The sequence below is a fragment of the Mesorhizobium sp. WSM4307 genome (assembly GCF_007003945.1).
In the GTDB taxonomy this organism is placed as follows: domain Bacteria; phylum Pseudomonadota; class Alphaproteobacteria; order Rhizobiales; family Rhizobiaceae; genus Mesorhizobium.
Window position 1 is genome coordinate 226,479 of sequence record NZ_VFTB01000006.1, and the last position, 22,866, is coordinate 249,344.

The 22,866-nt window shown below is 64.2% G+C and carries 27 protein-coding genes; 13 read left to right on the plus strand and 14 right to left on the minus strand.

The genetic code is table 11. The features are described from left to right. Positions 1-109 precede the first annotated feature (109 nt). On the plus strand, positions 110-1,606 hold the full coding sequence (locus FJV83_RS16355) for an amidase (protein ID WP_142885805.1): 1,497 nt from the start codon (positions 110-112) through the stop codon (positions 1,604-1,606). A gap of 162 nt (positions 1,607-1,768) precedes the next feature. After that, positions 1,769-2,662, plus strand: coding sequence for an acetylglutamate kinase (gene argB, locus FJV83_RS16360; protein ID WP_038651183.1), 894 nt, complete (start codon positions 1,769-1,771; stop codon positions 2,660-2,662). Positions 2,663-2,693: 31 nt separating this feature from the next. Here argB and FJV83_RS16365 read toward each other — a convergent pair whose 3' ends face one another. The 3 genes from FJV83_RS16365 to FJV83_RS16375 all read right to left on the minus strand — a co-directional run bounded on the left by FJV83_RS16365 (position 2,694) and on the right by FJV83_RS16375 (position 5,391). Further along, a complete protein-coding gene (locus FJV83_RS16365; protein ID WP_095792487.1) occupies positions 2,694-3,092 on the minus strand; it encodes a RidA family protein in 399 nt (132 codons plus the stop codon). A 163-nt stretch (positions 3,093-3,255) separates the two neighbouring features. Continuing rightward, positions 3,256-4,803, minus strand: a complete 1,548-nt coding sequence (bchE, locus tag FJV83_RS16370; RefSeq protein ID WP_142885804.1) for a magnesium-protoporphyrin IX monomethyl ester anaerobic oxidative cyclase — start codon at positions 4,801-4,803, stop codon at positions 3,256-3,258. 111 nt (positions 4,804-4,914) lie between these two features. Beyond that, a complete protein-coding gene (locus FJV83_RS16375; protein WP_095788497.1) occupies positions 4,915-5,391 on the minus strand; it encodes an Lrp/AsnC family transcriptional regulator in 477 nt (158 codons plus the stop codon). Between the two features lie 139 nt (positions 5,392-5,530). Between FJV83_RS16375 and phhA the strand changes: the two genes are divergently transcribed. Beyond that, positions 5,531-6,367 carry a phenylalanine 4-monooxygenase gene (gene phhA, locus FJV83_RS16380; RefSeq protein ID WP_095773264.1) on the plus strand — a complete coding sequence of 279 codons (837 nt, stop codon included), beginning with the start codon at positions 5,531-5,533 and terminating at the stop codon, positions 6,365-6,367. A gap of 66 nt (positions 6,368-6,433) precedes the next feature. On the opposite strand, the gene FJV83_RS16385 is transcribed toward phhA, so the two are convergent. Continuing rightward, positions 6,434-6,838 (minus strand): VOC family protein, encoded by a 405-nt coding sequence (locus tag FJV83_RS16385; protein WP_095773263.1) that lies wholly within the window; start codon positions 6,836-6,838, stop codon positions 6,434-6,436. Between the two features lie 102 nt (positions 6,839-6,940). On the opposite strand from FJV83_RS16385, the gene FJV83_RS16390 reads away from it, so the two are divergent. After that, the gene (locus FJV83_RS16390) at positions 6,941-7,564 is read left to right on the plus strand and encodes a TetR/AcrR family transcriptional regulator (RefSeq protein WP_142885803.1); all 624 of its coding nucleotides are present in this window, start codon (positions 6,941-6,943) and stop codon (positions 7,562-7,564) included. Positions 7,565-7,624: 60 nt separating this feature from the next. Here FJV83_RS16390 and FJV83_RS16395 read toward each other — a convergent pair whose 3' ends face one another. Further along, positions 7,625-8,119, minus strand: coding sequence for a MarR family transcriptional regulator (locus FJV83_RS16395; protein WP_142885802.1), 495 nt, complete (start codon positions 8,117-8,119; stop codon positions 7,625-7,627). A gap of 94 nt (positions 8,120-8,213) precedes the next feature. On the opposite strand from FJV83_RS16395, the gene FJV83_RS36435 reads away from it, so the two are divergent. Then, complete coding sequence (locus FJV83_RS36435; protein ID WP_179295942.1) at positions 8,214-8,381, plus strand: hypothetical protein; 168 nt, start codon at positions 8,214-8,216, stop codon at positions 8,379-8,381. Positions 8,382-8,441: 60 nt separating this feature from the next. Here FJV83_RS36435 and FJV83_RS16400 read toward each other — a convergent pair whose 3' ends face one another. From FJV83_RS16400 to FJV83_RS16410, 3 genes are all read right to left on the minus strand, one after another. Next, complete coding sequence (locus FJV83_RS16400; RefSeq protein ID WP_142885801.1) at positions 8,442-9,881, minus strand: GMC family oxidoreductase; 1,440 nt, start codon at positions 9,879-9,881, stop codon at positions 8,442-8,444. Next, positions 9,878-10,075, minus strand: coding sequence for a hypothetical protein (locus FJV83_RS16405; protein WP_095773259.1), 198 nt, complete (start codon positions 10,073-10,075; stop codon positions 9,878-9,880). Before FJV83_RS16405 ends, FJV83_RS16400 begins: the two co-directional genes overlap by 4 nt. 185 nt (positions 10,076-10,260) lie before the next feature. After that, entirely contained in the window at positions 10,261-11,022 is a 762-nt protein-coding gene (locus FJV83_RS16410; RefSeq protein ID WP_142885800.1) for a GGDEF domain-containing protein, read from the minus strand. A gap of 162 nt (positions 11,023-11,184) precedes the next feature. Between FJV83_RS16410 and FJV83_RS16415 the strand changes: the two genes are divergently transcribed. Further along, positions 11,185-11,889 (plus strand): pyrimidine 5'-nucleotidase, encoded by a 705-nt coding sequence (locus tag FJV83_RS16415; RefSeq protein WP_142885799.1) that lies wholly within the window; start codon positions 11,185-11,187, stop codon positions 11,887-11,889. Positions 11,890-12,017: 128 nt separating this feature from the next. On the opposite strand, the gene FJV83_RS16420 is transcribed toward FJV83_RS16415, so the two are convergent. After that, positions 12,018-12,863 (minus strand): LOG family protein, encoded by an 846-nt coding sequence (locus FJV83_RS16420; RefSeq protein ID WP_095773256.1) that lies wholly within the window; start codon positions 12,861-12,863, stop codon positions 12,018-12,020. A gap of 224 nt (positions 12,864-13,087) precedes the next feature. Here FJV83_RS16420 and dapD point away from each other — a divergent pair, with 224 nt between their 5' ends. The 4 genes from dapD to FJV83_RS16440 all read left to right on the plus strand — a co-directional run bounded on the left by dapD (position 13,088) and on the right by FJV83_RS16440 (position 15,648). Next, entirely contained in the window at positions 13,088-13,942 is an 855-nt protein-coding gene (gene dapD / locus FJV83_RS16425; RefSeq protein ID WP_095788492.1) for a 2,3,4,5-tetrahydropyridine-2,6-dicarboxylate N-succinyltransferase, read from the plus strand. Between the two features lie 72 nt (positions 13,943-14,014). After that, positions 14,015-14,377, plus strand: coding sequence for a DUF805 domain-containing protein (locus FJV83_RS16430; protein ID WP_095773254.1), 363 nt, complete (start codon positions 14,015-14,017; stop codon positions 14,375-14,377). Next, a complete protein-coding gene (locus tag FJV83_RS16435; RefSeq protein ID WP_179296442.1) occupies positions 14,370-14,747 on the plus strand; it encodes a DUF805 domain-containing protein in 378 nt (125 codons plus the stop codon). The genes FJV83_RS16430 and FJV83_RS16435 overlap by 8 nt, the downstream gene beginning before the upstream one ends. A gap of 127 nt (positions 14,748-14,874) precedes the next feature. Next, entirely contained in the window at positions 14,875-15,648 is a 774-nt protein-coding gene (locus FJV83_RS16440; RefSeq protein WP_142885798.1) for a hypothetical protein, read from the plus strand. On the opposite strand, the gene FJV83_RS16445 is transcribed toward FJV83_RS16440, so the two are convergent. Further along, complete coding sequence (locus tag FJV83_RS16445) at positions 15,551-16,621, minus strand: 2-dehydropantoate 2-reductase (protein ID WP_142885797.1); 1,071 nt, start codon at positions 16,619-16,621, stop codon at positions 15,551-15,553. The two genes, FJV83_RS16440 and FJV83_RS16445, sit on opposite strands and share 98 nt — an antisense overlap. Before the next feature lie 125 nt (positions 16,622-16,746). Here FJV83_RS16445 and dapE point away from each other — a divergent pair, with 125 nt between their 5' ends. Continuing rightward, positions 16,747-17,940 (plus strand): succinyl-diaminopimelate desuccinylase, encoded by a 1,194-nt coding sequence (dapE, locus tag FJV83_RS16450; RefSeq protein WP_142885796.1) that lies wholly within the window; start codon positions 16,747-16,749, stop codon positions 17,938-17,940. A gap of 5 nt (positions 17,941-17,945) precedes the next feature. Then, the gene (locus FJV83_RS16455) at positions 17,946-18,596 is read left to right on the plus strand and encodes a transporter (protein WP_095773250.1); all 651 of its coding nucleotides are present in this window, start codon (positions 17,946-17,948) and stop codon (positions 18,594-18,596) included. A gap of 70 nt (positions 18,597-18,666) precedes the next feature. Here FJV83_RS16455 and truA read toward each other — a convergent pair whose 3' ends face one another. The 4 genes from truA to def are packed head-to-tail and all read right to left on the minus strand — an operon-like array spanning position 18,667 to position 21,430. Continuing rightward, entirely contained in the window at positions 18,667-19,413 is a 747-nt protein-coding gene (gene truA, locus FJV83_RS16460; RefSeq protein ID WP_142885795.1) for a tRNA pseudouridine(38-40) synthase TruA, read from the minus strand. Between the two features lie 23 nt (positions 19,414-19,436). After that, positions 19,437-19,943, minus strand: coding sequence for an N-acetyltransferase (locus tag FJV83_RS16465; RefSeq protein ID WP_142885794.1), 507 nt, complete (start codon positions 19,941-19,943; stop codon positions 19,437-19,439). Next, on the minus strand, positions 19,940-20,887 hold the full coding sequence (gene fmt, locus FJV83_RS16470; protein WP_179296453.1) for a methionyl-tRNA formyltransferase: 948 nt from the start codon (positions 20,885-20,887) through the stop codon (positions 19,940-19,942). The genes FJV83_RS16465 and fmt overlap by 4 nt, the downstream gene beginning before the upstream one ends. 12 nt (positions 20,888-20,899) lie before the next feature. Beyond that, a complete protein-coding gene (gene def, locus FJV83_RS16475; RefSeq protein ID WP_142885912.1) occupies positions 20,900-21,430 on the minus strand; it encodes a peptide deformylase in 531 nt (176 codons plus the stop codon). A gap of 103 nt (positions 21,431-21,533) precedes the next feature. On the opposite strand from def, the gene FJV83_RS16480 reads away from it, so the two are divergent. Then, the gene (locus FJV83_RS16480; protein WP_095788486.1) at positions 21,534-22,805 is read left to right on the plus strand and encodes a DNA recombination protein RmuC; all 1,272 of its coding nucleotides are present in this window, start codon (positions 21,534-21,536) and stop codon (positions 22,803-22,805) included. Positions 22,806-22,866: the final 61 nt, after the last annotated feature.

Genomic DNA, 22,866 nt, shown 5'->3' on the forward strand with positions numbered 1-22,866 from the left:
TTGCAACGCTGGAAATATTCGGTGCACCTAAAGTCCGGCGTCCTGGCGCAGGCTTCGATTGCCAAGGGATGAGCCGCTGGCTAGCTTGGCGGGGAACGGGGAAGCGCCGATGTCGGTCGAATGGATCCTGTGGCAAGAAGACGCGACCGGCCTCGCCGGTCTGGTGCGCAAGGGCGAGCTGTCGGCGATCGAGCTGACCGACGCGGCGATCGCGCGCGCCGAGGCCACAAGGCCTGAAATCAATGCCACGGCCGAGCCGCTCTACGAGGCCGCGCGGGCGCGGGCGAAAACCATGGACCGCTCGCTGCCACTGGCCGGAGTGCCCTTTGCCATCAAGGACCTCGGCATCGCCGTCAAGGGTGTGCCCTCGCATGGCGGCAGCCGCATTCCGGCCTCGGTGCCCGACGTCAATTCGGTTATGACCGACCGCTACCTCGCCGCCGGGCTGATCCCGATCGTCACTTCGACATCGCCGGAACACGGGCTGCGGCTGATGACCGAATCCAAGGCCTTCGGCATCACCCGCAATCCCTGGAACACCGGCCACACCAGTGGCGGCTCGTCGGGCGGCGCGGCGGCCCTGGTCGCTGCCGGCGTGGTGCCGGTGGCGCATGCCTCCGATGGCGGGGGCTCGATCCGCGTGCCTTCCGCCTGCACGGGCCTGGTCGGCCTCAAAACCTCGCGTGGCCGCATCCCGCTGACGCCGCTGGCCAGCGAAAGCTGGTACGGCATGGTGGTCGATCATGCCGTCACTCGCTCGGTGCGCGATAGCGCGCTGCTGCTCGACCTCACCCACGGTCCCGACTCCCTTTCGCCCTATGCGGCACTGCCGCCGAAGGGCACATTCGCCGCCGCTGCCGCGCGTGATCCGGGCAAGCTCAGCCTGGCCGTCTACCGCAAGTCGCCGCTTGGCCTGCCGATCTCGGCCGAAACGACGAAAGCGCTCGACACCGCCGTGGCGCTTGCGCGCGAGGGCGGCCACACCGTCGTGGAGATCGACCTGCCCTTCATCGGCCGCGATTTCATGGCCGATTTCTGCAGGACGGTCGCTTCCGCTGTTGCCGGCACGCTGCGGGCCGAGGCGCTGCGCGTCGGCCGTTCCGTTACCGGCGACGTCGAGCGCGCCACGCGGGTGCTCGGCCGGTTGGGCGAAATGGTCTCGGCCGGCGAGATCTATGCCGGCCTGCAGCGGCTGCACGCCGCCTCGCGCCGGATGATCGAGGAAACCGCGCACTATGATGCGGTGCTGATGCCTGTTATCGCGCACCCGCCGCTCGCCTGCGGCGCCATGGACCCGAAAGGCGCCGACGAGCTGATCGAAAACCTGCTCGACAAGCTTCATCTGACGCCTTTGCTGAAGCTCAAGCCACTGTTCGGCCAGCTGATGGACAAGAGCCTTCTGTTCACGCACTGGCCGGCGATCCACAATGTCAGCGGCCAGCCGTCGATCGCGCTGCCCGTCCATGTCACCGAGGCCGGCCTGCCGCTTGGCATCCAGGCCGCCGGGCGCCCGGGCGACGAGGAGACGCTTTTGTCCTTCGCCGCGCAGATGGAAAAGCTTTCGGGTTGGCTGAAACGGCGGGCGCCGCTGATGGTGCCGTCATGATGACGAGGCCGTGAACGCGGCGAATATGACAGCAATGCCATTTGCCCCCCGCGCCAATTCCCGCTAAGACGCCGCCGTCTTTACCTGATGCATGTCTCCCAAAAGTGCCCGGCGGTTTTGGGGCAACGACATGCACAAACCAAAAAGCCAGGGAACCGCCCGATGACGGACATCGCCGCCACCGCCGAAATGCAGGCCGCCCTGCTGTCTCGCGCTTTGCCCTACATGCAGCGCTACGAACACAAGACCGTCGTGGTGAAATATGGCGGCCACGCCATGGGCGACATCGAACTCGGCAAGGCCTTTGCCCGCGACATCGCGCTGCTGAAGCAATCGGGCGTCAACCCGATCGTCGTTCACGGCGGCGGGCCGCAGATCGGCGCCATGCTGACCAAGATGGGCATAGAATCCAAATTCGAGGGCGGCTTGCGCGTCACCGACCAGAAGACGGTCGAGATCGTCGAGATGGTGCTGGCCGGCTCGATCAACAAGGAGATCGTCGCGCTGATCAACGCCGAGGGCGAATGGGCGATCGGCCTCTGCGGCAAGGACGGCAACATGGTCTTCGCCGAAAAGGCGCGCAAGACCATGATCGATCCCGATTCCAACATCGAGCGGGTGCTCGATCTCGGCTTCGTCGGCGAGCCGGTCGAGGTCGACCGCACGCTACTCGACCTCCTGGCCCGCTCCGAAATGATCCCGGTGCTGGCGCCGGTGGCGCCCGGGCGCGACGGCCATACCTACAACATCAACGCCGACACTTTCGCCGGCGCCATCGCCGGCGCCTGCAAGGCCTCGCGCCTTTTGTTCCTCACCGACGTGCCCGGCGTGCTCGACAAGAACAAGAAGCTGATCGACGAATTGACCGTCGCCGAGGCCAGGGCGTTGATCAAGGACGGCACGGTCTCCGGCGGCATGATCCCCAAGGTCGAGACCTGCATCGAGGCGATCGAGCGCGGCGTCGAAGGCGTCGTCATCCTCAACGGCAAGACGCCGCATGCGGTGCTGCTCGAACTCTTCACCGAACACGGAGCCGGCACGCTGATCGTGCCTTGAGCAGTACGCTCGTCGCTCGCGGCTCAGCCGATCAGGCGGATTGCGGAAGGCGCGCGATGACCTTTATCTCGAAGTCGAAGCCCGCCAGCCAGTTCACGCCCACCGCGGTCCAGTTCGTGTAGGGCGGTTCGCCGAACACCTTCAGTCGGACGGCGTCGATCGCCTGCCACTGCGCGGCGGGATCGGTGTGGAATGTGGTGACGTCGACAATGTCGTCGAACGTGCAGCCTGCGGCCTTCAGTACGGCCGCGAGGTTGTCGAAGGCAAGCTGGACCTGCTTTTCGAAGACAGGCTCGGGTGACCCGTCCTCGCGGCTGCCCACTTGCCCTGAGACGAACAGAAGGTCTCCCGAGCGGATCGCCGCCGAATAGCGGTTGATGTCATAGAGAGCCTGCCGGCCGGCAGGGAAGATCGCGTCACGTTTGGTCATTTTCACTCCGTTCAAACAAAGGCAGGCCCGATCTCCCGACGATCGCGACCTGCGCTCCACTGTCCGGGGCAATTTACATACGCCCCGTATGCCGGATGTGGGTGCATACGCGGCGTATGTCAATATTGATACGCTGCGTATTTTTGTGAGAGTGGCAAGCCGGTCAGGCGCCCGGCGAAATCGCGGCGGCAGCTTCGGCCGGCTTGCGCGGTGGACGTGCGACGATCATCGATTCCTCCTCCGCGTCCTGCGGCGCGCCCCAGAATTCGGCAAGCGTCGGGCCGTCCTTCACCCTGATGTCTCGGACCAGGAAACCCCAGACCTCGCGAAACCAGACCCGGCGGCCCATTTTGGTGTACCAGCGCATCGAATGCCGCTGCTCGGGGTCGGGGTGGAACAGGATGCGCGCCAGCGCCTTCGGCCGCGATTGCACGGCAAGCTCGATCAGCTTGACGCTGAAGAACAGCATCCACGGCTTCAGCCGTGTCATCTCCAGCACCTGGTGCTTGTAGTCCCACAGCCGGGCATCCTTCTGGATGACCTTGCGGTCGCGCGCGATGCGGAAGAACGGCGTCCAGCGATGCGGCGTCACATAGAGCGCCTGGATCTGGTCGGGGTCATAGGCGATGAGCTGGCGAAAGCCGCGCCACAGGTCGCGAAACCCCTCATCCTCGAAGCCGGTCACCCACGTCGCCATCGACAATATGCCGTGCTTTCGCAGCAGCCTTATCGCCTCGCGGTCGGACGAGGTGCTGCCGCCCTTGCGGATCAATTGCAGCGTCTGCTCGTCGGTGTTTTCCATGCCGAGCAGCCAGCGGATGACACCGGCCCTGCGGTAGAGATGCAGGATGTCGGCGTCGCGCACGATGTCGTCGGCACGCGTCGAGCCGACGATCAGCACCGGCACGTTCTCGGCGATCAGGGCGTCGAGAAAGGCCCGCCACGCCTTCTTCGAAACCGTCGGGTTTTCGTCGGCGAGATTGACCAGCTCGACGCCATGTTCGCGGTGCAGCCAGGCGATCTCTTGCGCGAACCTTTTTGGATCGCGATGCCGCCAGCGGGTCCAGAAGCCGCGCTGGCCGCAATAGTTGCACAGATGCGGACAGCCGCGCGAAAACTGCATCACCACGGCGCGCTTGCCGCCCCAGTAACTGTAGCGGCGGTGGTCGATCAGCTCCCAGCCGACGCGGTAGGCGTCGAGTTCGGCAATGGTCATGGCCGCCTGCGTGGCGAAGGGCCGGCGCAGATCGTCGCGAAAGGCGATGCCGGCGACGCTCGCCGGCGGCTGGTGCATTTCCAGCGCCTCGACCAGCGCCACCACGGTCGCTTCGCCCTCGCCGCGCACGATGAAGTCGAAGACGTCGGTCGCCGCCAGTATGTCGCGCCAGTGGTAGGTCGGGAAGACGCCGCCATAGATGATGATGGTCACCGGCTCGTGCTCCTTGATCATTTTGGCGATCAGCAAGGCGGTCGGGTGTGCCGAGGTCGAGCCGGAATGGCCGATCAGGACGAAGTCCGGGATGTCATCCAAGGCGTCGTCCACCACCTTGTCGAGCGGCATCGGCCCGAACTCGGCATCGACGAGGCGTACGTCGTGGCCGGCATCGATGAGCGGGCCGCCGATCGCCAGCAGTCCAAGCGGCGGCAGATGATCATCCGGCACCCGGCTGCCGATGGCGGTGTGCGGCGGATTGATCAGGACGATTTTCATGGCGGACCTCCGAGAGATTGGTCCGCGCATGCTGGCCGGCGATCTAGCCGCCCGATTGGCCCGTTTCAGCAGTTTGCGTGCAGCTTTTCCGCAGGAGCGCTGGAGATGGCGCTACTTCCTGAGATGCGCGAGCGGCACGTGGCCGGGGCCCTTGATGTTCTGCAGCACCAGCTGCGTGTGGACGTCGCGCACGCCGTCGAGCCGCATCAGCCGATGCATGACGAAGGCGTTGAGCTCGTCGACCGAAGGCACCATCACATGCAGCAGGAAGTCGTGGTCGCCGGTCATCGTCCAGCACGAGGACACCTCGTCCATGCGCTGCACCGCGGCAATGAATTTTTCCGGCGAGCCGTCGCTGTGGCTGACCAGGCGCACCTGGATGAACACCTCGACCATCAGGCCGACCGCGCGGCGGCTGATCACCGCGGCAAAGCCCTTGATGATGCCGGCATCCTGCAGCGCCTCGAAGCGCCGCGCGCATGGCGTCGTCGACAGGCCGATCTCTTGCGCCAGTTCGGAGACGGGCTTGCGCCCGTCGCGTTGCAGCACATCGAGCATCTTGATCTCGAAGTCATCAAATTGAGGCATTTTCACTCCTCCGATCCGGATTGTGAGTGAATGTTATCCCGAATATCGCTGATGAGCCACCATCGGAACCAAATTGCCTCGGCAAATCCGGCTACCCTCCGGACACGTCTGCCATTGCCGATTTGCGAGGAGAAAAACCATGACGACGATGAGCGTTGCCGAATATGCCCGCGATTGCGCGGCGCAGGGGTTGCGCGGCGACTATTCGGTCTGCCGTGCCGATTTCACCGTGGCCCAGGGCTATGACTACAGCGGCGAGGAACAGGCGGTGTGGCGCACATTGTGCGACCGCCAGACCAAGCTGACGCGCAAGCTCGCCCATCATTCCTATCTCGACGGTGTCGACAAACTCGGCCTGCTCGACCGCATTCCCGACTTCGAGGACGTCAGCACCAAGCTGCGCAAGCTGACCGGCTGGGAGATCGTTGCGGTGCCGGGCCTCATTCCCGCCGCCCCCTTCTTCGATCATCTCGCCAACCGCCGCTTCCCGGTCACCAACTGGCTGCGCACCAGGCAGGAGCTCGACTACATCGTCGAGCCGGACATGTTCCATGATTTCTTCGGCCACGTGCCGGTGCTATCGCAGCCGGTCTTCGCCGACTTCATGCAGATGTATGGCAAGAAGGCCGGCGACATCATCGCGCTCGGCGGTGACGAGATGATCACCCGGCTCTACTGGTACACGGCCGAATACGGCTTGATGCAGGAGGCCGGCCAGCCGTTGAAGGCCTTTGGCGCCGGCCTGATGTCGTCCTTCACCGAATTGCAGTTCGCCGTCGAGGGCAAGGACGCCCACCATGTGCCTTTCGATCTCGAAACGGTGATGCGCACCGGCTACGAGATCGACAAGTTCCAGCGCGCCTATTTCGTGCTGCCATCCTTCGACGCCTTGCGCGATGCTTTCCAGACTGCCGATTTCGAGGCGATCGTCGCGCGCCGCAAGGACCAGCCGGCACTCGACCCGGCGACGGTCTAAAACACAAAGCGCGTCGCATGAATCCGTTTCAACGCGACGCGCTTTGGACGCGTTGATCCCGCTGGGCTATTGCATGGCGGCGGGGTTCATCCACAGGAGCTCCCAGACGTTGCCGTCGGGGTCTTCGATGTGGCGGTTGAACATGAAGCCGAGGTCTTGCGCGGGGTTGGGATCGGCGCGGCCGCCGGCCGCGACGCCCTTCTCGATCGTGGCATTGACCTCGTCCTTGCTGCCGGCGGTGAGCGCGATCAGCATCTGGCTGTCACGCCTGGCGTCGCCGATCTGGCGGGTTGTGAACTGGCCGTAATGCTGGTGCGTCAGCAACATCACGCCGATCGCGTCGGAGAACATGATCGAGCTCGCCTGGTCGTTCGAGAACTGCGGATTGAGCGTGCCGCCGATCGCGAGATAGAAGTTGGTCGCTGCCTGCAGATCGCGCACCGGCAGATTTATGAAGATCATCTTGGTCATCGGTCTAAGCCTTGCCTTCGTTGACAGGTACTAGTCAGTCCAGTACCGTTTCATGGCTACCATGAGAGAACGGTACCGTCTAGTACTGGTTGGAAGGGCGCAATGAAAACCGACGGTGAGACCAGATCGGCTCGCAAGGATCGTGAGATCATCCAGGCGGCCACGGCAGCGTTCATCAGCAAGGGTTATGACGGGACCAGCATGGAGGAAATCGCCACCAAGGCGGGGGCTTCCAAGCAGACCGTCTACAAGCATTTCACCGACAAGGAGACGCTGTTCGGCGAAGTCGTTCTGTCAACCGCTACCCAGGTCAATGACATCATCGAGGCCGTGACGACGCTGCTTTCCGAGGCAAAATTCATGGAAGGCGGCCTGCAGCAGCTTGCCCGACGCCTGATAGCGGTTCTCATGGATGAAGAGTTGTTGAAGCTGCGGCGCTTGATCATCGCCAACGCGGATCGAATGCCGCAGCTTGGCCGCGCTTGGTACGAAAAAGGTTTTGAGCGCATGCTTGCCTCGACGGCGTCCTGCTTTCAAAAGCTCACCAGTCGAGGATTGTTACAAACCAGCGATCCCTATCTGGCAGCCAGCCATCTTTTTGGGATGCTTCTTTGGATCCCCATGAATGAAGCCATGTTCACGGGCAGCAACCGGCGCTCCAAGGCCGAACTGGAACGGCACGCGGATGCCTCAGTGGAGGCATTTCTGGCCGTCTACGGGGCCTAGCCGAAATAGTGCCGTTCCCCGCCGACGTTTGCGACAACGCCGCCGACATACCGCACCCAATCATCCAGGGGTGTCCGGCCCCTCGGCCTTCAGCCGCGCAAGCTGGGCACGCTGCAGGTCGAGCGCGGCGTTGACGAAGCGTGATATGGTCGCGAGCTCGGCGTCGCTGAAGGTGGCGATCACCTTTTCGCCCTCCTTGGCGATGGCGCCGTAATAGCGCGCCGACAGCTCCCGCGTCGCCTCGGTCGCTTCAATCACCACCTTGCGCCTGTCCTCGAGACTGCGCGTGCGCGTCAGCAGCCCGCGCGCCTCCAGCCGGTCGATCAGCGCCGTCACGGCGGCCGGCGTCAGGCCGGTCGCGGTCGCGATCGCGCCAGCCGATTGCGGGCCGCCATGGAGCAGCCCGATGCAATGGCGCTCGGCCATGTTGAGCCCGAGCCGCGTCCCCACCGCCTCGTCATAGGCCTGCGTGGCGTCCTGCCATTGCATCACGGCTACGCCGATCGCGGCCGCCATTTCGTCGCGATACCCGCTTGACGACTTTATTTCGATCATCTAACTATCAATCCGTCTAACATTTAGACTATCGCAGCAATATGCGGCGGCACTGCCGACAAGGCAAGGGCCGGCCGCCGACACGGAGTGAAAAATGAGCTCGATCGAACAACGTACCCCTCTCTCGCATGAGGACGAATTCAAATACGCCAAGCTGGCGATGGAATGGTACGGCTGGGGTTCCCCCATCGGCCTCGGCATCCTGCTCGTGGCGCTGGCCGCCGCGGCGGTGCTGGTGCGCATCGCCGTCTACGGCTTCTGAGCTGGAGCATGATGCCGCACACCTGCCGGCGCCATCACTGGCGCCGGCTACCGTGGAATGTCAGACAGCGACCACCTTGCTCAGATGATCTCCCAGCCGGCAGGCCAGCGCGGTGATCGTCGTCGTCGGGTTGGCTTGACCGGATGTGCAGAACACTGAGGAGCCGCCGACATAGAGATTGTCCATGCCGTGCACCTTGCAGTTGGCGTCCACCACGCTTCTGGTGATGTCGGTGCCCATCCGCGTGCCGCCCATGTGATGGTGGCCGGCGGTCTCCTCGTCGGTCGGATAATCCTCGCCATTGGCAATCCAGTCCATGAGGCGGACACGGCCGAGATCCTTCTCGATAAGCGTCGTGCCGAACAGCTTCAGGCCTTCGACAAGCGTGCGGCGTTCGAGCTCCGATTTCTTCCAGTGCAGCTCGATGCGCGGCACGCCGGCATGGTCGACATCGGTCTTGGACAGCTCGATCTGGTTGGAGGCCAGCGGCGCCTGTTCCCAGGCGACGTAGAGCTGGGCCGCGCAGCGCAGGTTCTGGCTGAGCCGATAGGCGACCCATTCGGCCATGTCGGGCGCCGTGCAGGCGAGGTCGGCAATCACATGCTTGACGCCGGCATAGGGCGTCTCGATCAGCCTGATGCCGAAATTCATGATCCGCAGGCGCTCCATCGCGGCAAGCGTCGGCGAGAAGAAGGCCTCGTTGACGGCATCCACCTCGAACTCGCCATAGTCGGCAAGAATGGCATTGCCGCCCTCGAAGGTCGGGTGTTCCATCCAGTAGCGGCCAAGTGCCGTGGCGTTCGGGACGACGCCGCCATTGGAACGCTGGTTCGACCACAGAAGCAGCCGTGAATTCTCCAGCCCGCCGGTGCAGACGATGAAATAGTCGGCGCTGAAGGCGCCCGCGTCCTGGCCGTTGGACCATAGTTTGGCGCCGGTCACCCGTTTGCCGTCGCCGGCAAGCTCGGTGGCATAGGTGTTGAGCACGACGGCGATGTTGCGGCTCTTGTCGAGCGCGTCGGCGAATTTCTCGCCGAAGCGCACCGCCGGGCTCTTGATCAGCTGCACCCAGCGAATGTCGTCCGAGATCGGCACATCAGGCCGGAAATCGGGAAGTTCGAGGATATCGTGCACCTCCGGCAGATAGGGCTCGATGTCGGTGCGGCGGATCGGCCAGCCTGTGTCGGGTGCCCAGGCCTTCGGCTCGAAATCCTGCTTGTCGAGCACGCGGCACCAGCCGGCCCAATGGTTGGAGCTGCCGCCCATATACCGCAGCCGGGTGATGTCGAGGTCGAAATAGAAATCGCCGACCGTGGTGCCGCGGCAGAAATCCTGCGACTCGTCGCTGAACTCGCGCGAGCCGGCCTCCAGCACCACGACGGGGATGCCGGCGGCGCCCAGCTTGCGGGCAATGGTGGTGCCGGCCGGACCCGAACCGAGGATGCAGACCTTGGGTTTGAAGTTGGCGGCGCGATACGCCTCATGGCTGTCGAAGATCATGCCAGGTCGCTCCGCTTCAGGATCCAGCCATTGACCTCGACGATCTCATTCGGGTCGGCCGGTGACGGATCGGCCCTTGAAGGACCGGCACGGGCCGCGTCGGCTTCAGGCAGCTTGCGGAACAAGGACAAGGCAGGCAGGGCGATCAGCGCCTGCACGAGCGTGCGGCGCGACATTTTCTTGAAGAAGCTCATGCCGGGTCTCTCGGATAAGGGCCTCGATGCGCGCATGACATTCCCCAAACGGCACACGCATCGTCACAGACGCCAGTATCGTGCCAAGCCCGGCCCCAAGGCGTGAAAAGGCGGGCAAGCGCTACAACCGAATGCAAACAGGGTTAGAAATTCCTTAACGGGCGAGGTGTGCCCGACCGGCCGGCTCACGCGGCCGCGGAAATGTCCGTATCGAGGATCGTCAGGTTGCGGCCGCCATGCTTGGCCTGGTAGAGGCGCCGGTCCGCGGCGCGCATCAGCTCCGATACGTTGACGTCCTCGCCGCACACGGTGCCGCCGATGCTGACGGTCAGCGGAATGGTCCGTTCGTCCACCGGCCGGAAGCGGATCAGCTCGACCTCTCGGCGAATGCGCTCGGCGACACGCTTGGCTTCCTGCTCGGTGGCGCCGACCAGAAAGGCGCCGAACTCCTCGCCGCCGATGCGGCCAAGCACGTCGCCGCTGCGCACGCCGCGCTCGATGGCGCTGGCGATCAGCAGCAGCGCGTCGTCACCGGTCAGGTGGCCGAAACTGTCATTGATCTTCTTGAAATGGTCGGCGTCGATGATCAGCAGCGCGCCGCGGTCGGACTTGCGCCGCGAACCGTCCAACGCGGCAAAGAAGCTTTCCCGGTTGAGCATGCCGGTCATGTCGTCGCGGCTGGCCTTCTCCGACAGGCGGCGGTGCGCGGCTGCAAGCTGGGCGTGTGCCCGGGCCAGTTCGCGGTGCGCGTTCTTCAGCCTGTCGCTCTGCCAGAAGGTGCTGGCGCAGGCCACCCATGCAAGCACCAGCGGACAGAGCGTCGAACTCAGCCAGATCGTTCGGCTGATCGGGAATCCCAAGGCCGGAACGATGATCAGCGTCAGAACAAGCGAGGCGGCGACGGAGGCGAAAGCGATAGCGGCGGATTTCAGAATGATGCTGTTCATCGCGGGCTCCCCACAGGACTTTCTCTGTGCCAGCAAGCCCTGAAGGCCACCTTTCCCGGTTGCATAAAATTTGAATCTTGCGGCCATTTCTGCCACCAAAAGCGCGTGGAAGTTGTGGATAAAGTCCATTTCAGAATCCGCGTTTCATGCCATAAGGAGCGCATGACCACGCAGCCTGACCCCGCCCGCTTCGCCCATGTCACCGACTGGGTGTTCGACCTCGACAACACGCTCTATCCGCATCATTCGAATCTGTTCTCGCAGATCGACGTCAAGATGACCGCCTATGTCGGGGAGTTGCTGTCGCTGCCGCGCGAGGAGGCGCGCAAGCTGCAGAAGGAGCTTTATCGCGAATATGGCACGACGCTGAACGGGTTGATGGCGCGCCACGGCATCGATCCCGACGATTTCCTCGAGAAGGTGCATGACATCGACTATTCATGGCTGGTGCCCAACCCTGTCCTGGGCACCGCCATCCGCCAGCTTCCCGGCCGCAAGTTCATCTTCACCAATGGCGACCGCCGGCATGCCGAGCGCACCGCGCGCCAGCTCGGCATCCTCGACCATTTCGACGACATCTTCGATATCGTCGCCGCCGGCCTCAATCCCAAGCCCGCGCGCCAGACCTACGAGAAGTTCGCCGAGCTGCATGCCGTTACCGGCCACAATGCGGTGATGTTCGAGGACCTCGCCCGCAACCTGGAGGTGCCCAAGGCGCTGGGCATGACCACCGTGCTCGTCGTGCCGCGCAATTTCGAGCCGACCTTCGCCGAGATCTGGGAACGCGACCCCACGCAGGAAGACGACGTCGATTTCGTCACTGACGATCTGGCGGGGTTTTTGACCGCGATTGTGGAGAGGGAGTAGGGGAATTGAAGAACTGAAGAATTGGGGATTTGATCGGGAATGCGGGGGCCACGATTCTCCTCAATTCCTCAATTCCTCAATTCCTCAATTCCTCAATTCCTCAATTCTCCAGTTCCCCAACTCCTCCCTCACTCCCCCAACTTGTAGAACCGGCTGACAATCCCCCAGGCCTCGTCGGCGGTGTCGACGAAATCGATGATGTCCTGGTCGCCGGGGCTGATCGTGCCTTGCTCGGCGAGGAAGTCGAGGTTGATCGCGCGTTTCCAGAACGATTTGCCGAACAGGATCACCGGCACGCGCTCCATGCGTCCGGTCTGGATCAGCGTCAGCGTCTCGAAGAACTCGTCCATCGTGCCGAAACCGCCGGGAAACACCGCCACCGCCTTGGCGCGCATGACGAAATGCATCTTGCGGATGGCGAAATAGTGGAAGTTGAAACACAGCTCCGGCGTCACATAGACGTTCGGCGCCTGCTCATGCGGCAGCACGATGTTGAGTCCGATCGACGGCGCGCCGACATCGTCGGCGCCGCGATTTCCCGCTTCCATCACGCCGGGGCCGCCGCCGGTCACCACGACATATTCGCGGTAGTATGAGGCGGCCGATTGCCGCGAGCACAGGCGGGCGAATTTGCGCGCCTCCTCGTAATATTTGCTGTTTTCCTCGAGGTTCTTCTTCTGCGTCTCGTTCTTGGCCGCCCAGGCCACGCCGCCGGGTTCCGGCAGGCGCGCGCCGCCGAACAGGATCACCGTCGAACGGATGCCGCGCTCGGCCAGGATCATTTCCGGCTTCAAGAGTTCGAGCTGCAGCCGCACCGCGCGCAATTCGCGCCGCGTCATGAAGTCGGGATCGTTCCAGGCAAGCCGGTAGGTCTCGGCCCGCGTCTGCGGCGTGTCCGGCACGCTTTTCGACCGCTCCAGATCCTCGTCCGAATGCGGCAGCGGCGTCCACCCCGCCTTTTCCATAGGTGTCATCAAATTACCCGTCCAGATTTCCTTGACTGCGCCGTCCCATGACGCAGGTGCGATTGACCCTCACTGAGCCTTAACATAAGCAGGTTCCGCAAACGTGTCCGGCGGTTTTGCGACAAGAACCTGCTTATGCAAAGACCCAGGCAGGCGAAGCACGCCCAGGGTCCACGCGACTTCAAAACAGGTTAAGGCGCGGCCCCTTAACAGCTTGGTAATGGAGCGAATTCATGTCGAAGCCCGATCTGGCGAGCCTCGAAAAGACCATCGAGAAGGCCTTCGACGAACGCGATACGATTTCGACCGCGACCCGCGGCGAGACGCGCGACGCCATCCAGGCCGCGCTCGACCTGCTCGACCGCGGCACGGCGCGCGTCGCCGAGCGCCAGGCCGACGGCAAGTGGCAGGTCAACCAGTGGCTGAAGAAGGCCGTTCTGCTCTCCTTCCGGCTCAACCCGATGGAGATCATCAAGGGTGGCCCGGGCCAGGCCGTCTGGTGGGACAAGGTGCCGTCCAAGTTCGATGGCTGGAGTGCGGTCGATTTCGAGAAGGCAGGCTTCCGCGCCGTGCCGTCGTCGATCGTGCGCCGTTCCGCCTATGTCGCGCCGGGCGCCGTGCTGATGCCATCCTTTGTCAATGTCGGCGCCTATGTCGATACGGGGACCATGGTCGATACCTGGGCCTCGGTCGGCTCCTGCGCCCAGATCGGCAAGAACGTGCATCTGTCGGGTGGCGTCGGCATTGGCGGCGTGCTCGAGCCGATGCAGGCCGGCCCCACCATCATCGAGGACAATTGCTTCATCGGCGCGCGTTCGGAAGTCGTCGAGGGCTGCATCGTGCGCGAAGGCTCGGTGCTCGGCATGGGCGTGTTCATCGGCCAGTCGACCAAGATCGTCGACCGCGCCACCGGTGAGATCTTCTACGGCGAAGTGCCGCCCAATTCGGTGGTCGTCGCCGGCTCGCTGCCGGGCAAGCCTTTGCCGAACAACGAGCCGGGGCCTAGCCTCTACTGCGCCGTCATCGTCAAGCGCGTCGACGCCAAGACCCGGTCCAAGACCTCGATCAACGAATTGCTGCGCGATTGATCTTTCCGCAAAGCGGGCGCACCTTCCGCCGGCGCGACAATCCGTCGCGCTGGTTCAACATGGAGGGGTGACATGGACTGGAAATATCTGCTGACAAGTTTCGACGGCCGCATCAATCGCGCCAAGTTCTGGGCCGGCATCGGCGTGTTCATCGTTATCGGCATCGTCGCCTTCATTCTCGACTCGATCCTTGGCACGCGTTTCACCACCAGCAGCGGCGCTCAGGTCGGCATCATCGGCATCCTCTTCGCGCTGGCATCGATCTATTTCGCTATTGCCCTCTACGCGAAACGCTGGCACGACCGCGACAAGTCGGGCTGGTGGACGCTGATTGGCCTCGTACCTGTCATCGGCGGCATCTGGCTGCTGGTCGAACTCGGCATCCTCCAAGGCACCAGCGGTGCCAATCAATACGGACCGGACCCGCTTGCCTGACAGTCCAAATCTCACCTGGCTTTTCTTCAAGACATCGGGCCGCGTCAGCCGCGCGGCCTATTTTCTTGGTGGCCTGCTCGTCGCCATCATCCAGGCCTTCCCGCTCTACCGCTTCACGCTGGTGCCGGAAGGCTCGGCCGAGGGCAATATGTGGTCGTTCATCTTCTTCATCGCCTTCATTGCCTCGCTATGGTCGAACATCGCGCTGGCGGTGAAGCGGCTGCACGACCTCGACAAGCCGGGCATTGCCGCGCTGATCCTGTTCGTACCGGTCGTCTCGATCGTCGCCTTTCTTGTGTTGTGCCTGTTTCCAGGGCAGCCTGGACCCAACCGCTATGGCCGGCGCACCAACGAGCCGGCGCAACGCTAGAGCCGGATGATTTCAGGTCGAATCGACCTGAAATCTGAATCCGTCTCTAAATCAAAGAGATAGAGCATGATGTCGTCCGAAAACCGCTTCACACTTTTCGGCATCATGCTCTGAGGGCCGATCGGACATGCGCTACCGCACGCTTGATCCGAAACTGATCATCGAGACCGCCGAACGGCTTGAGGAGCGCGTTGCGGAACGGTTTCCCCAGGCCGGGCTGCGCGGCGTCGCCGCCGAACTGGTGTCGCTGTCACGCGATCTGGCCAAGGCGGCCCAGGCGCTCGAAGCGCCGATCTGGTGGCTGCGCGGGCTCATCATCGCCGCCGTCCTCGCCGGCGCGTTGATCTTCCTGTTCGTCGGCACCATCCTGCCGCTCATTCACATCTCCCAGGCTGACGATGCGGTGCAGTCGGTGCAAGGCATCGAAGCCACGATCAACATGATCATCCTTGCCGTGCTCGGCCTGCTGGCGCTGATCCGCACCGAGGAGCGCATAAAGCGCAAGCGGGTGTTTCGCCAGCTGCACGGCCTGCGCTCGCTGATCCATGTCATCGACATGCACCAGCTGACCAAGGATCCGGCGGCGCTCTCGGCCGATTTCAAGCCGACGGCGCATTCCCCGGCCCGCATCACCAATGCCTCCGATCTCGCTCGCTACCTCGATTATTGCTCCGAAATGCTGTCGATCACCGGCAAGATAGCCGCGCTGTTCGCGCAGTCGGTCAATGACAATGTCGTCATCGACGGCGTCAATGACATCGAGAACCTGGCGTCCAACCTGTCGCGCAAGATCTGGCAGAAGATCACGCTGATCGAGAGGCACCCGGCGGCACGACCTGTTCCGGCGCCAGGCCGGGCGGGCCAAGCCGCGCCGCTTCCGCCGCGCGCACCAAAGCGGTAACGCTTTTCAAGAGCGGCGCCGGCGTCTCCGTTTTTTCGGCGAGGCCGAGCACCGCGCCTTGCAGTTCGCCGATTTCCGTCGGCCGGCGGCGCTGCAGATCGTCCCACATCGACGAGCGTGCCTGAGGGTCGATCGCCAGCATGCGCCGCGCCAGCAGTTTGAACAGCCAGTCCGGCAGCCGGAGCACTTTCGGCAGCAGCGCCGGCCGCGGTCCGGCGATCCGCGCCGGCGCGATGCCGGAGGCTTTCATCGCCCGCAGCGCCTCGTCGATCTGGCCGGCCAGGATCAGCCGCCAGCGCCGATCGGCGAGTTCGCTCGCCAGCGGCAGGTCCGACAATGCCACCAGAGCGTTGTTGAGGTTCATCAAAAGCTTGCCCCACAGCACGGCCTTCATGTCGCCATGCGTCTCTGCCGCCAGCCCTTCGACATCAAGAAGACTGGCGACATCGAGAAGGCCGGCGACATCGAGACGGCCGGCAGGGCCGCCATTCTCGATCATCACCTTGCCGTCGCTGGCGCGGTGGACGCGCAGCGGCAGCTCGCCGTCAGGCGATTGCACCACATTGAACGGCACCATGCCGGCCAGCACGGTGCGCTGGCCAGACCCGGCGCGCAGCCTGTCGGCATTGTCGACGCCGTTCTGCAGGCTGACCACCACCGCATCGGGTCGGGCATGGGCCTCGATCAGCGCCGCCATCGCCTGCGTCGCGCCGCTCTTGACGGTCACCAGGATCACATCCGCCCGCGGCAGAGCGACGGCGGGATCGGCGGTGATCCCGAGCGCCTCAGGCTTGATCAGGCGATCGCGGCCTTCAAGGTCGCTGACGCGCAATCCGCCCTGCCGCAGCGCTGCCTCGATGCGCGGCCGGGCCAGCAGCACAACCGGCCGCCCGGCAAGCGCCAGGCAGCCGCCGACATAGCAGCCGATGCTGCCGGCACCGGCGACGACAATCCGTTTTTCCCCGTCTGCCATCTCTTGCTCCGCACCGGCCCGACTATACGACATGAAAACCATAATGTCGGCGGCATCGTCTGCCATTGCGCTGGCTCCTATGTCTGCCCGTGACAGGCCCTCAGCTTTCGACTATCGCTTTTGCCATGACGCTGCCGACCGATCCCGCCGCAAACCTCGCCGCCCTTATCCGTTGCGCCTCCGTGACACCAGCCGAAGGCGGTGCGCTGAGCGCCCTGGAAACGATGCTGAAACCGCTCGGCTTCCTGGTCGACCGGCCGGTCTTTTCGGAAGACGGCACGCCCGACATCGAGAACCTCTATGCAAGGCGGTCCGGCAACGGCCCGCATCTGATGTTCGCCGGCCATACCGATGTCGTGCCGGTCGGCGACGAGGCCGCCTGGACGCATCCGCCTTTCGCCGCCGAGATCGCGAATGGCGAGATGTATGGCCGCGGCGCCGTCGACATGAAGGGCGGCATCGCCTGCTTCATCGCGGCGATAGCGCGCCATGTCGAGAAGCATGGCGGCCCCAAGGGCTCGGTCTCGCTGCTGATCACCGGTGACGAGGAAGGCCCGGCCATCAACGGCACGGTCAAGCTGCTCGAATGGGCGGCTTCCAGGGGCGAGAAATGGGATGCCTCGATCGTTGGCGAGCCGACCAACCCGGATGCGCTCGGCGACATGATCAAGATCGGCCGGCGCGGTTCGCTGTCCGGTTCGGTCACCGTCAACGGCCGCCAGGGCCATGCCGCCTATCCGCAGCTTGCCGACAATCCGGTGCGCGGGCTGATCAGCCTGGTCGACGCCTTGCTGCATCCCGTCTTCGACAAGGGAACCAGGGATTTCCAGCCGACCAATCTGGAGGTCACCTCCATCGATGTCGGCAATCCGGCAACCAATGTCATCCCCGCGAAGGCGACCGCGACCTTCAACATCCGCTTCAACGACACCTGGACGGCCGAGACCGTCCAGGCCGAAATCCACAACCGGCTCGACCAGGCGGCGAAGCGCAAGAAGTACCGGCTCGGCAAGAAGACGCCGGTCGACTACGACCTCGTCTGGCGCGACCGGCCAAGCCATGTCTTCCTGACCCGCGACGACAAGTTGGTCGACACGCTTGCCGGCTCGATCAAGGCGGCGGTCGGCAGGAAGCCGACATTGTCAACCTCCGGCGGTACGTCGGATGCGCGTTTCATCAAGGATTACTGCCCGGTGGTCGAGTTCGGTCTGGTCGGCAAGACCATGCATATGGTCGACGAGCGCGTCGCCCTTGCCGATCTCGAAACGCTGACGCGGATCTACCAGCGCTTCATCGAAGACTGGTTCGGACAGGGCTGAGCAGCATGCTTTCGGCGGATGAAACCCAAGCTTCGTTGACCGGTGCCTGGCGGCTTATGCTCGGCAAGGCCGACGGCCTGCGCCTGCTCGACCTGTCGGCCGACGGTTTCTGGAATTCCTTCTTCGCCATCGTCGTTGCCGCGCCGGCGCTGATCGTGGGCTGGGTCGGCATCGCCAACGAGATCGGCGATCCCAACGCCTTCGTGGGCCGTTTCGGCATGCTGGTGCGCCTGGCGACGGTCGACATCGGCTCCTGGGTGCTGCCGCTGGTCGTGCTTGCCCTGGTCGCGCCGCGCGCCGGCATTGGCGGGCGCTTCGTCCACTATGTCGTCGCCAGCAACTGGGCCTCGGCCATCACTGCCTGGCTCATGCTGCCCTCGGCGCTGATCAGGCTTTTCCTGTCGTCGGCAAGCCAGGTCTCGAGCCTTGTGTCGCTGCTGCTGTTCGCCTTGTCGATGGCGCTGACCTGGCGCATGACCAATGCCACGATCGGCAAGGGCGCGGCGGTCGGCACCGCCGTTTTCGTTGGCATGTTCATCGCTTCGCTGCTGGTGTTGTTCGGGCTGCAGATGCTGCTTGGCATCACCGTGCCGGACGATATCGGGGCCCAGAGCCTTTCCGGACCGTTTCCGGGGTTGGAGCCTGCCGGGCTCTGAATAGGGCCTACCGGTTCTTTTCGGAATAGAGCCTTCGGACTCTATTCCGGACAGAGCTTCTGCACTCTGTTCAGGGATAATCGACGCCAATGAGAAAAAGCCCGTCGGGCGGCGCCACCTGGCCGCAGGCGGCGCGGTCGCGCGCTTCGAGCGCTGCCTTGAGGTCGGCCTCGGTCCAGCCGCCATCGCCGACGCGCTTGAGCGAGCCGACCATGGAGCGCACCTGGTTGTGCAGGAAGGAACGGGCCGAGGCTCTCACCTCGATCATGTCGCCAGCCCGGCTCACATCGAGCCGTTCCAGCGTCCGGACCGGGCTGTTGGCCTGGCACTGGGTCGAACGGAAGGTGGTGAAGTCATGCCGGCCGAGCAGGATTTTTGCTGCCTCGTGCATGGCGCCGGCGTCGAGCCGCTTCGGCACCCACCACACCTTGCCCTTTTCCAGCGCCGCGGGCGCGCGGCGGTTGAGGATGCGGTAGAGATAGTGGCGGCCGGTGGCCGAGAAGCGCGCGTCGAAATCGTCGGGAACGATCGCCGCCTTCAGGATGGCGATATGCGCGCCGGCTGCCTGCAGGTGAGCGTTGACGGCATCGCGCACCTTGTCTTCAGGCCATGGCTTGGCCAGGTCGACATGCGCCACCTGGGCGCTCGCATGCACGCCGGCATCGGTGCGGCCGGCGGCGCGCAGCCGCACCGCCTCGCCGCAGAATTTCTCGATCGCCCGCTCGATCGCCTGCTGCACCGAAGGCTGGTCGGCCTGGTGCTGCCAGCCGGCAAACAGGTTGCCGTCATATTCGATGTCGAGGCGAAAACGCGGCATGCCGGCAGCTTATACGCTTTCGCCTACGCGGCGAGAGCGGTGAAGGCGGAAGCGTAGACCAGTCTGCCGGCCTCCGGAGCGTCGCCCCAGGCCAGCGCCTGCAGCGCCTCGCCCTGGTATTCGCTCTCGAACTTCTCGGCCCGCGCATGGCTGTAGCCGAAACGGCCGTAATAGGCCGGGTCGCCAAGCACCACGGCCAGAGTCTCGCCGGCATCCCTGAGGCGGATATGCGCCTCGCGGATCAGCGCGCCGCCAATGCCGCTGCCGTGAAACGAAGGCTCCACCGCCAGCGGCGCCAGCGCCACGGCCGCGAGGCTCTTGCCGCCATTCTGGACGAACAGCCGGGAAAACAGGATATGGCCGACCACCTGGCCGTCTTCTTCCGCCACCAGTTCGACGACGGCGTCGCCGCCGGTCACCAGCGCGTCGACCAGCCCGGCCTCCGCCTGCTGGCCGAAGGCGTGTTCCTCGACGAGGCGAATAGCCTCGCGATCCCGCGGCGTTGCCGCGCGTATCGACATCATGCTCATGAGAACTTCATTCCTTTTACGATCTTGGCTCCGCGCAAGAATTCCGACGCGGCGGCGGGCTTTCCGCCCGCGCGTTGAACTTCGACCAGCCTGATCGCGCCTGCACCGCAGGCGACCGTCAGCCGGTCATCGAGAATTCCTCCCGACTCGCCCAAACCTTCCGAAAGCGACAGGCCTTCGGACAGCGTCGAGCGAAGCAGTTTCAGCCGTTCCATGCGGCCGCCAATGTCAATTTCGGACCAGGCGCCGGGAAAGGGCGACAGGCCGCGAAGATGGTTGTGGACCTCGGCCGCAGGCCGCGTCCAGTCCACCCGCGTCTCGGATTTATCGATTTTTCTGGCGTAAGTCACCCCTTCCGCCGCTTGCGCGGTAAATGTCAGGGTGTTCCCCTCCAGCCGCGCCAGCGCTTCCACCATCAGGGCAGCACCGACGCGCATCAACCGATCATGCAGATCGCCGGCTGTCATATCGGGTTCGATGGTGCATTTTTCAAGCAATCCCACCGGTCCGGTGTCCAGCCCCTCTTCCATGCGCATTACCATCATGCCGCTTTCCAGGTCACCAGCCATGATGGCGCGCTGGATGGGGGCGGCACCGCGCCAGCGCGGCAAAAGCGATGCATGGCCGTTGATGCAGCCAAGCCGGGGCGCGTCAAGAATCGCCTTCGGCAGCAGCAAACCATAGGCGACGACCACGGCGATATCGGTCCGCAGGGCGCTGAAAGCCGCCTGCTCGGCGTCGCCCTTGAGGGATATCGGCGTGCGCACCTCGATGCCCAGCCGTTCGGCCTCGCGCTGCACCGGCGACGGCGTCAGCTCCAGCCCGCGCCGGCCGCCGGCGCGCGGCGGCTGCGTGTAGACGGCGGAAATCTCATGTCCGGCCTCGGCGATCGCGCGCAGCGTCGGCACCGAAAACTCCGGCGTGCCCATGAAGATGACGCGCAGGGGCATGTTCCCCTATCCCACCAGCTTGCCCGGCGCCTTGTCCTTGGCGAGCTTCTTGAATTTCTTCACCACCATGTCGCGCTTCAGCTTGGAGATATGGTCGATGAACAGCACGCCGTTGAGATGGTCGATCTCGTGCTGCAGGCAGGTCGCCATCAGCTCCTCGGCCTCCATCTCCTGCAGTTTGCCGTCGCGGTCGAGATATTTCACGCGAACGGAAGCCGGGCGTTCCACCTCGGCGTAATAGTCGGGAATCGACAGGCAGCCTTCCTCGTAGACCGAGCGCTGATCGGCGCTTTCCAGGATCTCCGGGTTGATGAAGACATGCGGCGCCGGCGTTTCGTCTTCCTTGGCGAGATCGATCACCAGCATGCGCAGCGGCTCGCCGATCTGGATTGCCGCCAGCCCGATGCCGGGCGCGTCATACATGGTCGCCAGCATGTCGTCGGCCAGTTTGCGCAAAGGCGCATCGACGCGCTCCACCGGCTTGGAAACCTGGCGCAGGATGGGATCGGGAAGGATGATGAGCGGCTTGATCGGCATGGCGTCCCACGTAAGACGTCCAGCGAAAAGCGTCAACCGGTGGAGCTGAGTATCGTTCACGTTTTGATCTGTGCCAGCCCACCGAATCGGCTATGCTGTCCACATGAATGATCTGAGCACCATCCTTTCGCAGCCCGTCGCACGGCTTGGCGCCTCGACAATCACGCTGGGCCACGCCCTGGCCTTCGGCGCCTTGCTGTTCCTCGGCCTGTTCCTGGCGCTGGTCGTCGCGCTGTGGCGGTCGGCCAAGGCGCGCGCGGTCGCTGCCGCGGAAGCCGCCGACCATGCCCGCGACGCCGAGGCGCGGATGGCCGGCATCTTGCAAAGCCAGGCCGAGATGCAGGGCCGCATGGGCGCCATCGCCGAAGTGTTCGGCGCGCGCCAGGCGGAGCTGACGCAGTCGATCGGCCAGCGCCTCGACGCCATGACCGGCCGCCTCGGCCAGACCATGACCGAGCAGACCAAATCGACGCATGAGAGCCTGGCCAAGCTGCAGGAGCGGCTGGCCATCATCGATGTCGCGCAAGGCAACATCCAGTCGCTCGCCGGCCAGGTCGTGCAGCTGCAGGCGATTCTTTCCAACAAGCAGACGCGCGGTGCCTTCGGCCAGTCGCGCATGGAGGCGATCGTCGCCGACGGCCTGCCGCATGGCGCCTATGAATTCCAGGCGACGCTGTCGAACGGCAGCCGGCCCGACTGCCTGGTGAAGATGCCGAACGGCGCGCCCTCGCTGGCCATCGATGCCAAGTTCCCGCTGGAAGCCTGGAATGCCATCCGCGCGGCCGACGGCGCCGACCTGCAGAAGGTCGCGTCCCAGGCCTTCCGCCGCGACATCGAGATCCATGTCCGCGATATCTCGGAAAAATACCTGATCCAGGGCGAGACGCAGGACACCGCCTTCATGTTCGTGCCGTCGGAATCGGTGTTCGCCGAGATCCACGAGAATTTCGAGGCGATCGTCCACAAGGCGCACCGCGCCCGCGTCGTCATCGTCTCGCCGTCGCTGCTGATGCTGTCGATCCAGGTCATCCAGGCGATCCTCAAGGATGCCCGCATGCGCGAACAGGCGCATCTGATCCAGGGCGAGGTCATCCGGCTGATGGAGGATGTCGCGCGCGTCGACGAGCGCGTGCGCAAGCTGCAGGTGCATTTCGGCCAGTCGGCCAAGGACATCGACGATATCCTGGTCTCGACATCGAAAGTGACCAAGCGCGGCCAGAAGATCGAGGCGCTGGAGTTCGGCGCGCAGGCCGATGGCGATGCCGGCCCGGAGACGCCGTCACGGGCGCCCGCGGCGAAACTCGAGCCCGGTCCGCGCGCTGCCGATTCAAAGACCGGGCAGCTCAGGCTGCGGGTCGTCGAAGGCGACGACTAGAGCAATTCCAGGAAAAGTGTGAAACGGTTTTCCGTCCGGAATTGCGTTAAAACAAAGAGTT

What these genes read in the sequence shown, in the direction of transcription:
- FJV83_RS16355 (WP_142885805.1), top strand. Translation starts at nt 110, where the DNA reads ATGTCGGTCGAATGGATCCTGTGGCAAGAAGACGCGACCGGCCTCGCC.
- argB (WP_038651183.1), top strand. Translation starts at nt 1,769, where the DNA reads ATGACGGACATCGCCGCCACCGCCGAAATGCAGGCCGCCCTGCTGTCT.
- FJV83_RS16365 (WP_095792487.1), bottom strand. Translation starts at nt 3,092, where the DNA reads ATGACCAAACGTGACGCGATCTTCCCTGCCGGCCGGCAGGCTCTCTAT.
- bchE (WP_142885804.1), bottom strand. Translation starts at nt 4,803, where the DNA reads ATGAAAATCGTCCTGATCAATCCGCCGCACACCGCCATCGGCAGCCGG.
- FJV83_RS16375 (WP_095788497.1), bottom strand. Translation starts at nt 5,391, where the DNA reads ATGCCTCAATTTGATGACTTCGAGATCAAGATGCTCGATGTGCTGCAA.
- phhA (WP_095773264.1), top strand. Translation starts at nt 5,531, where the DNA reads ATGACGACGATGAGCGTTGCCGAATATGCCCGCGATTGCGCGGCGCAG.
- FJV83_RS16385 (WP_095773263.1), bottom strand. Translation starts at nt 6,838, where the DNA reads ATGACCAAGATGATCTTCATAAATCTGCCGGTGCGCGATCTGCAGGCA.
- FJV83_RS16390 (WP_142885803.1), top strand. Translation starts at nt 6,941, where the DNA reads ATGAAAACCGACGGTGAGACCAGATCGGCTCGCAAGGATCGTGAGATC.
- FJV83_RS16395 (WP_142885802.1), bottom strand. Translation starts at nt 8,119, where the DNA reads ATGATCGAAATAAAGTCGTCAAGCGGGTATCGCGACGAAATGGCGGCC.
- FJV83_RS36435 (WP_179295942.1), top strand. Translation starts at nt 8,214, where the DNA reads ATGAGCTCGATCGAACAACGTACCCCTCTCTCGCATGAGGACGAATTC.
- FJV83_RS16400 (WP_142885801.1), bottom strand. Translation starts at nt 9,881, where the DNA reads ATGATCTTCGACAGCCATGAGGCGTATCGCGCCGCCAACTTCAAACCC.
- FJV83_RS16405 (WP_095773259.1), bottom strand. Translation starts at nt 10,075, where the DNA reads ATGAGCTTCTTCAAGAAAATGTCGCGCCGCACGCTCGTGCAGGCGCTG.
- FJV83_RS16410 (WP_142885800.1), bottom strand. Translation starts at nt 11,022, where the DNA reads ATGAACAGCATCATTCTGAAATCCGCCGCTATCGCTTTCGCCTCCGTC.
- FJV83_RS16415 (WP_142885799.1), top strand. Translation starts at nt 11,185, where the DNA reads ATGACCACGCAGCCTGACCCCGCCCGCTTCGCCCATGTCACCGACTGG.
- FJV83_RS16420 (WP_095773256.1), bottom strand. Translation starts at nt 12,863, where the DNA reads ATGACACCTATGGAAAAGGCGGGGTGGACGCCGCTGCCGCATTCGGAC.
- dapD (WP_095788492.1), top strand. Translation starts at nt 13,088, where the DNA reads ATGTCGAAGCCCGATCTGGCGAGCCTCGAAAAGACCATCGAGAAGGCC.
- FJV83_RS16430 (WP_095773254.1), top strand. Translation starts at nt 14,015, where the DNA reads ATGGACTGGAAATATCTGCTGACAAGTTTCGACGGCCGCATCAATCGC.
- FJV83_RS16440 (WP_142885798.1), top strand. Translation starts at nt 14,875, where the DNA reads ATGCGCTACCGCACGCTTGATCCGAAACTGATCATCGAGACCGCCGAA.
- FJV83_RS16445 (WP_142885797.1), bottom strand. Translation starts at nt 16,621, where the DNA reads ATGGCAGACGGGGAAAAACGGATTGTCGTCGCCGGTGCCGGCAGCATC.
- dapE (WP_142885796.1), top strand. Translation starts at nt 16,747, where the DNA reads ATGACGCTGCCGACCGATCCCGCCGCAAACCTCGCCGCCCTTATCCGT.
- FJV83_RS16455 (WP_095773250.1), top strand. Translation starts at nt 17,946, where the DNA reads ATGCTTTCGGCGGATGAAACCCAAGCTTCGTTGACCGGTGCCTGGCGG.
- truA (WP_142885795.1), bottom strand. Translation starts at nt 19,413, where the DNA reads ATGCCGCGTTTTCGCCTCGACATCGAATATGACGGCAACCTGTTTGCC.
- FJV83_RS16465 (WP_142885794.1), bottom strand. Translation starts at nt 19,943, where the DNA reads ATGAGCATGATGTCGATACGCGCGGCAACGCCGCGGGATCGCGAGGCT.
- def (WP_142885912.1), bottom strand. Translation starts at nt 21,430, where the DNA reads ATGCCGATCAAGCCGCTCATCATCCTTCCCGATCCCATCCTGCGCCAG.
- FJV83_RS16480 (WP_095788486.1), top strand. Translation starts at nt 21,534, where the DNA reads ATGAATGATCTGAGCACCATCCTTTCGCAGCCCGTCGCACGGCTTGGC.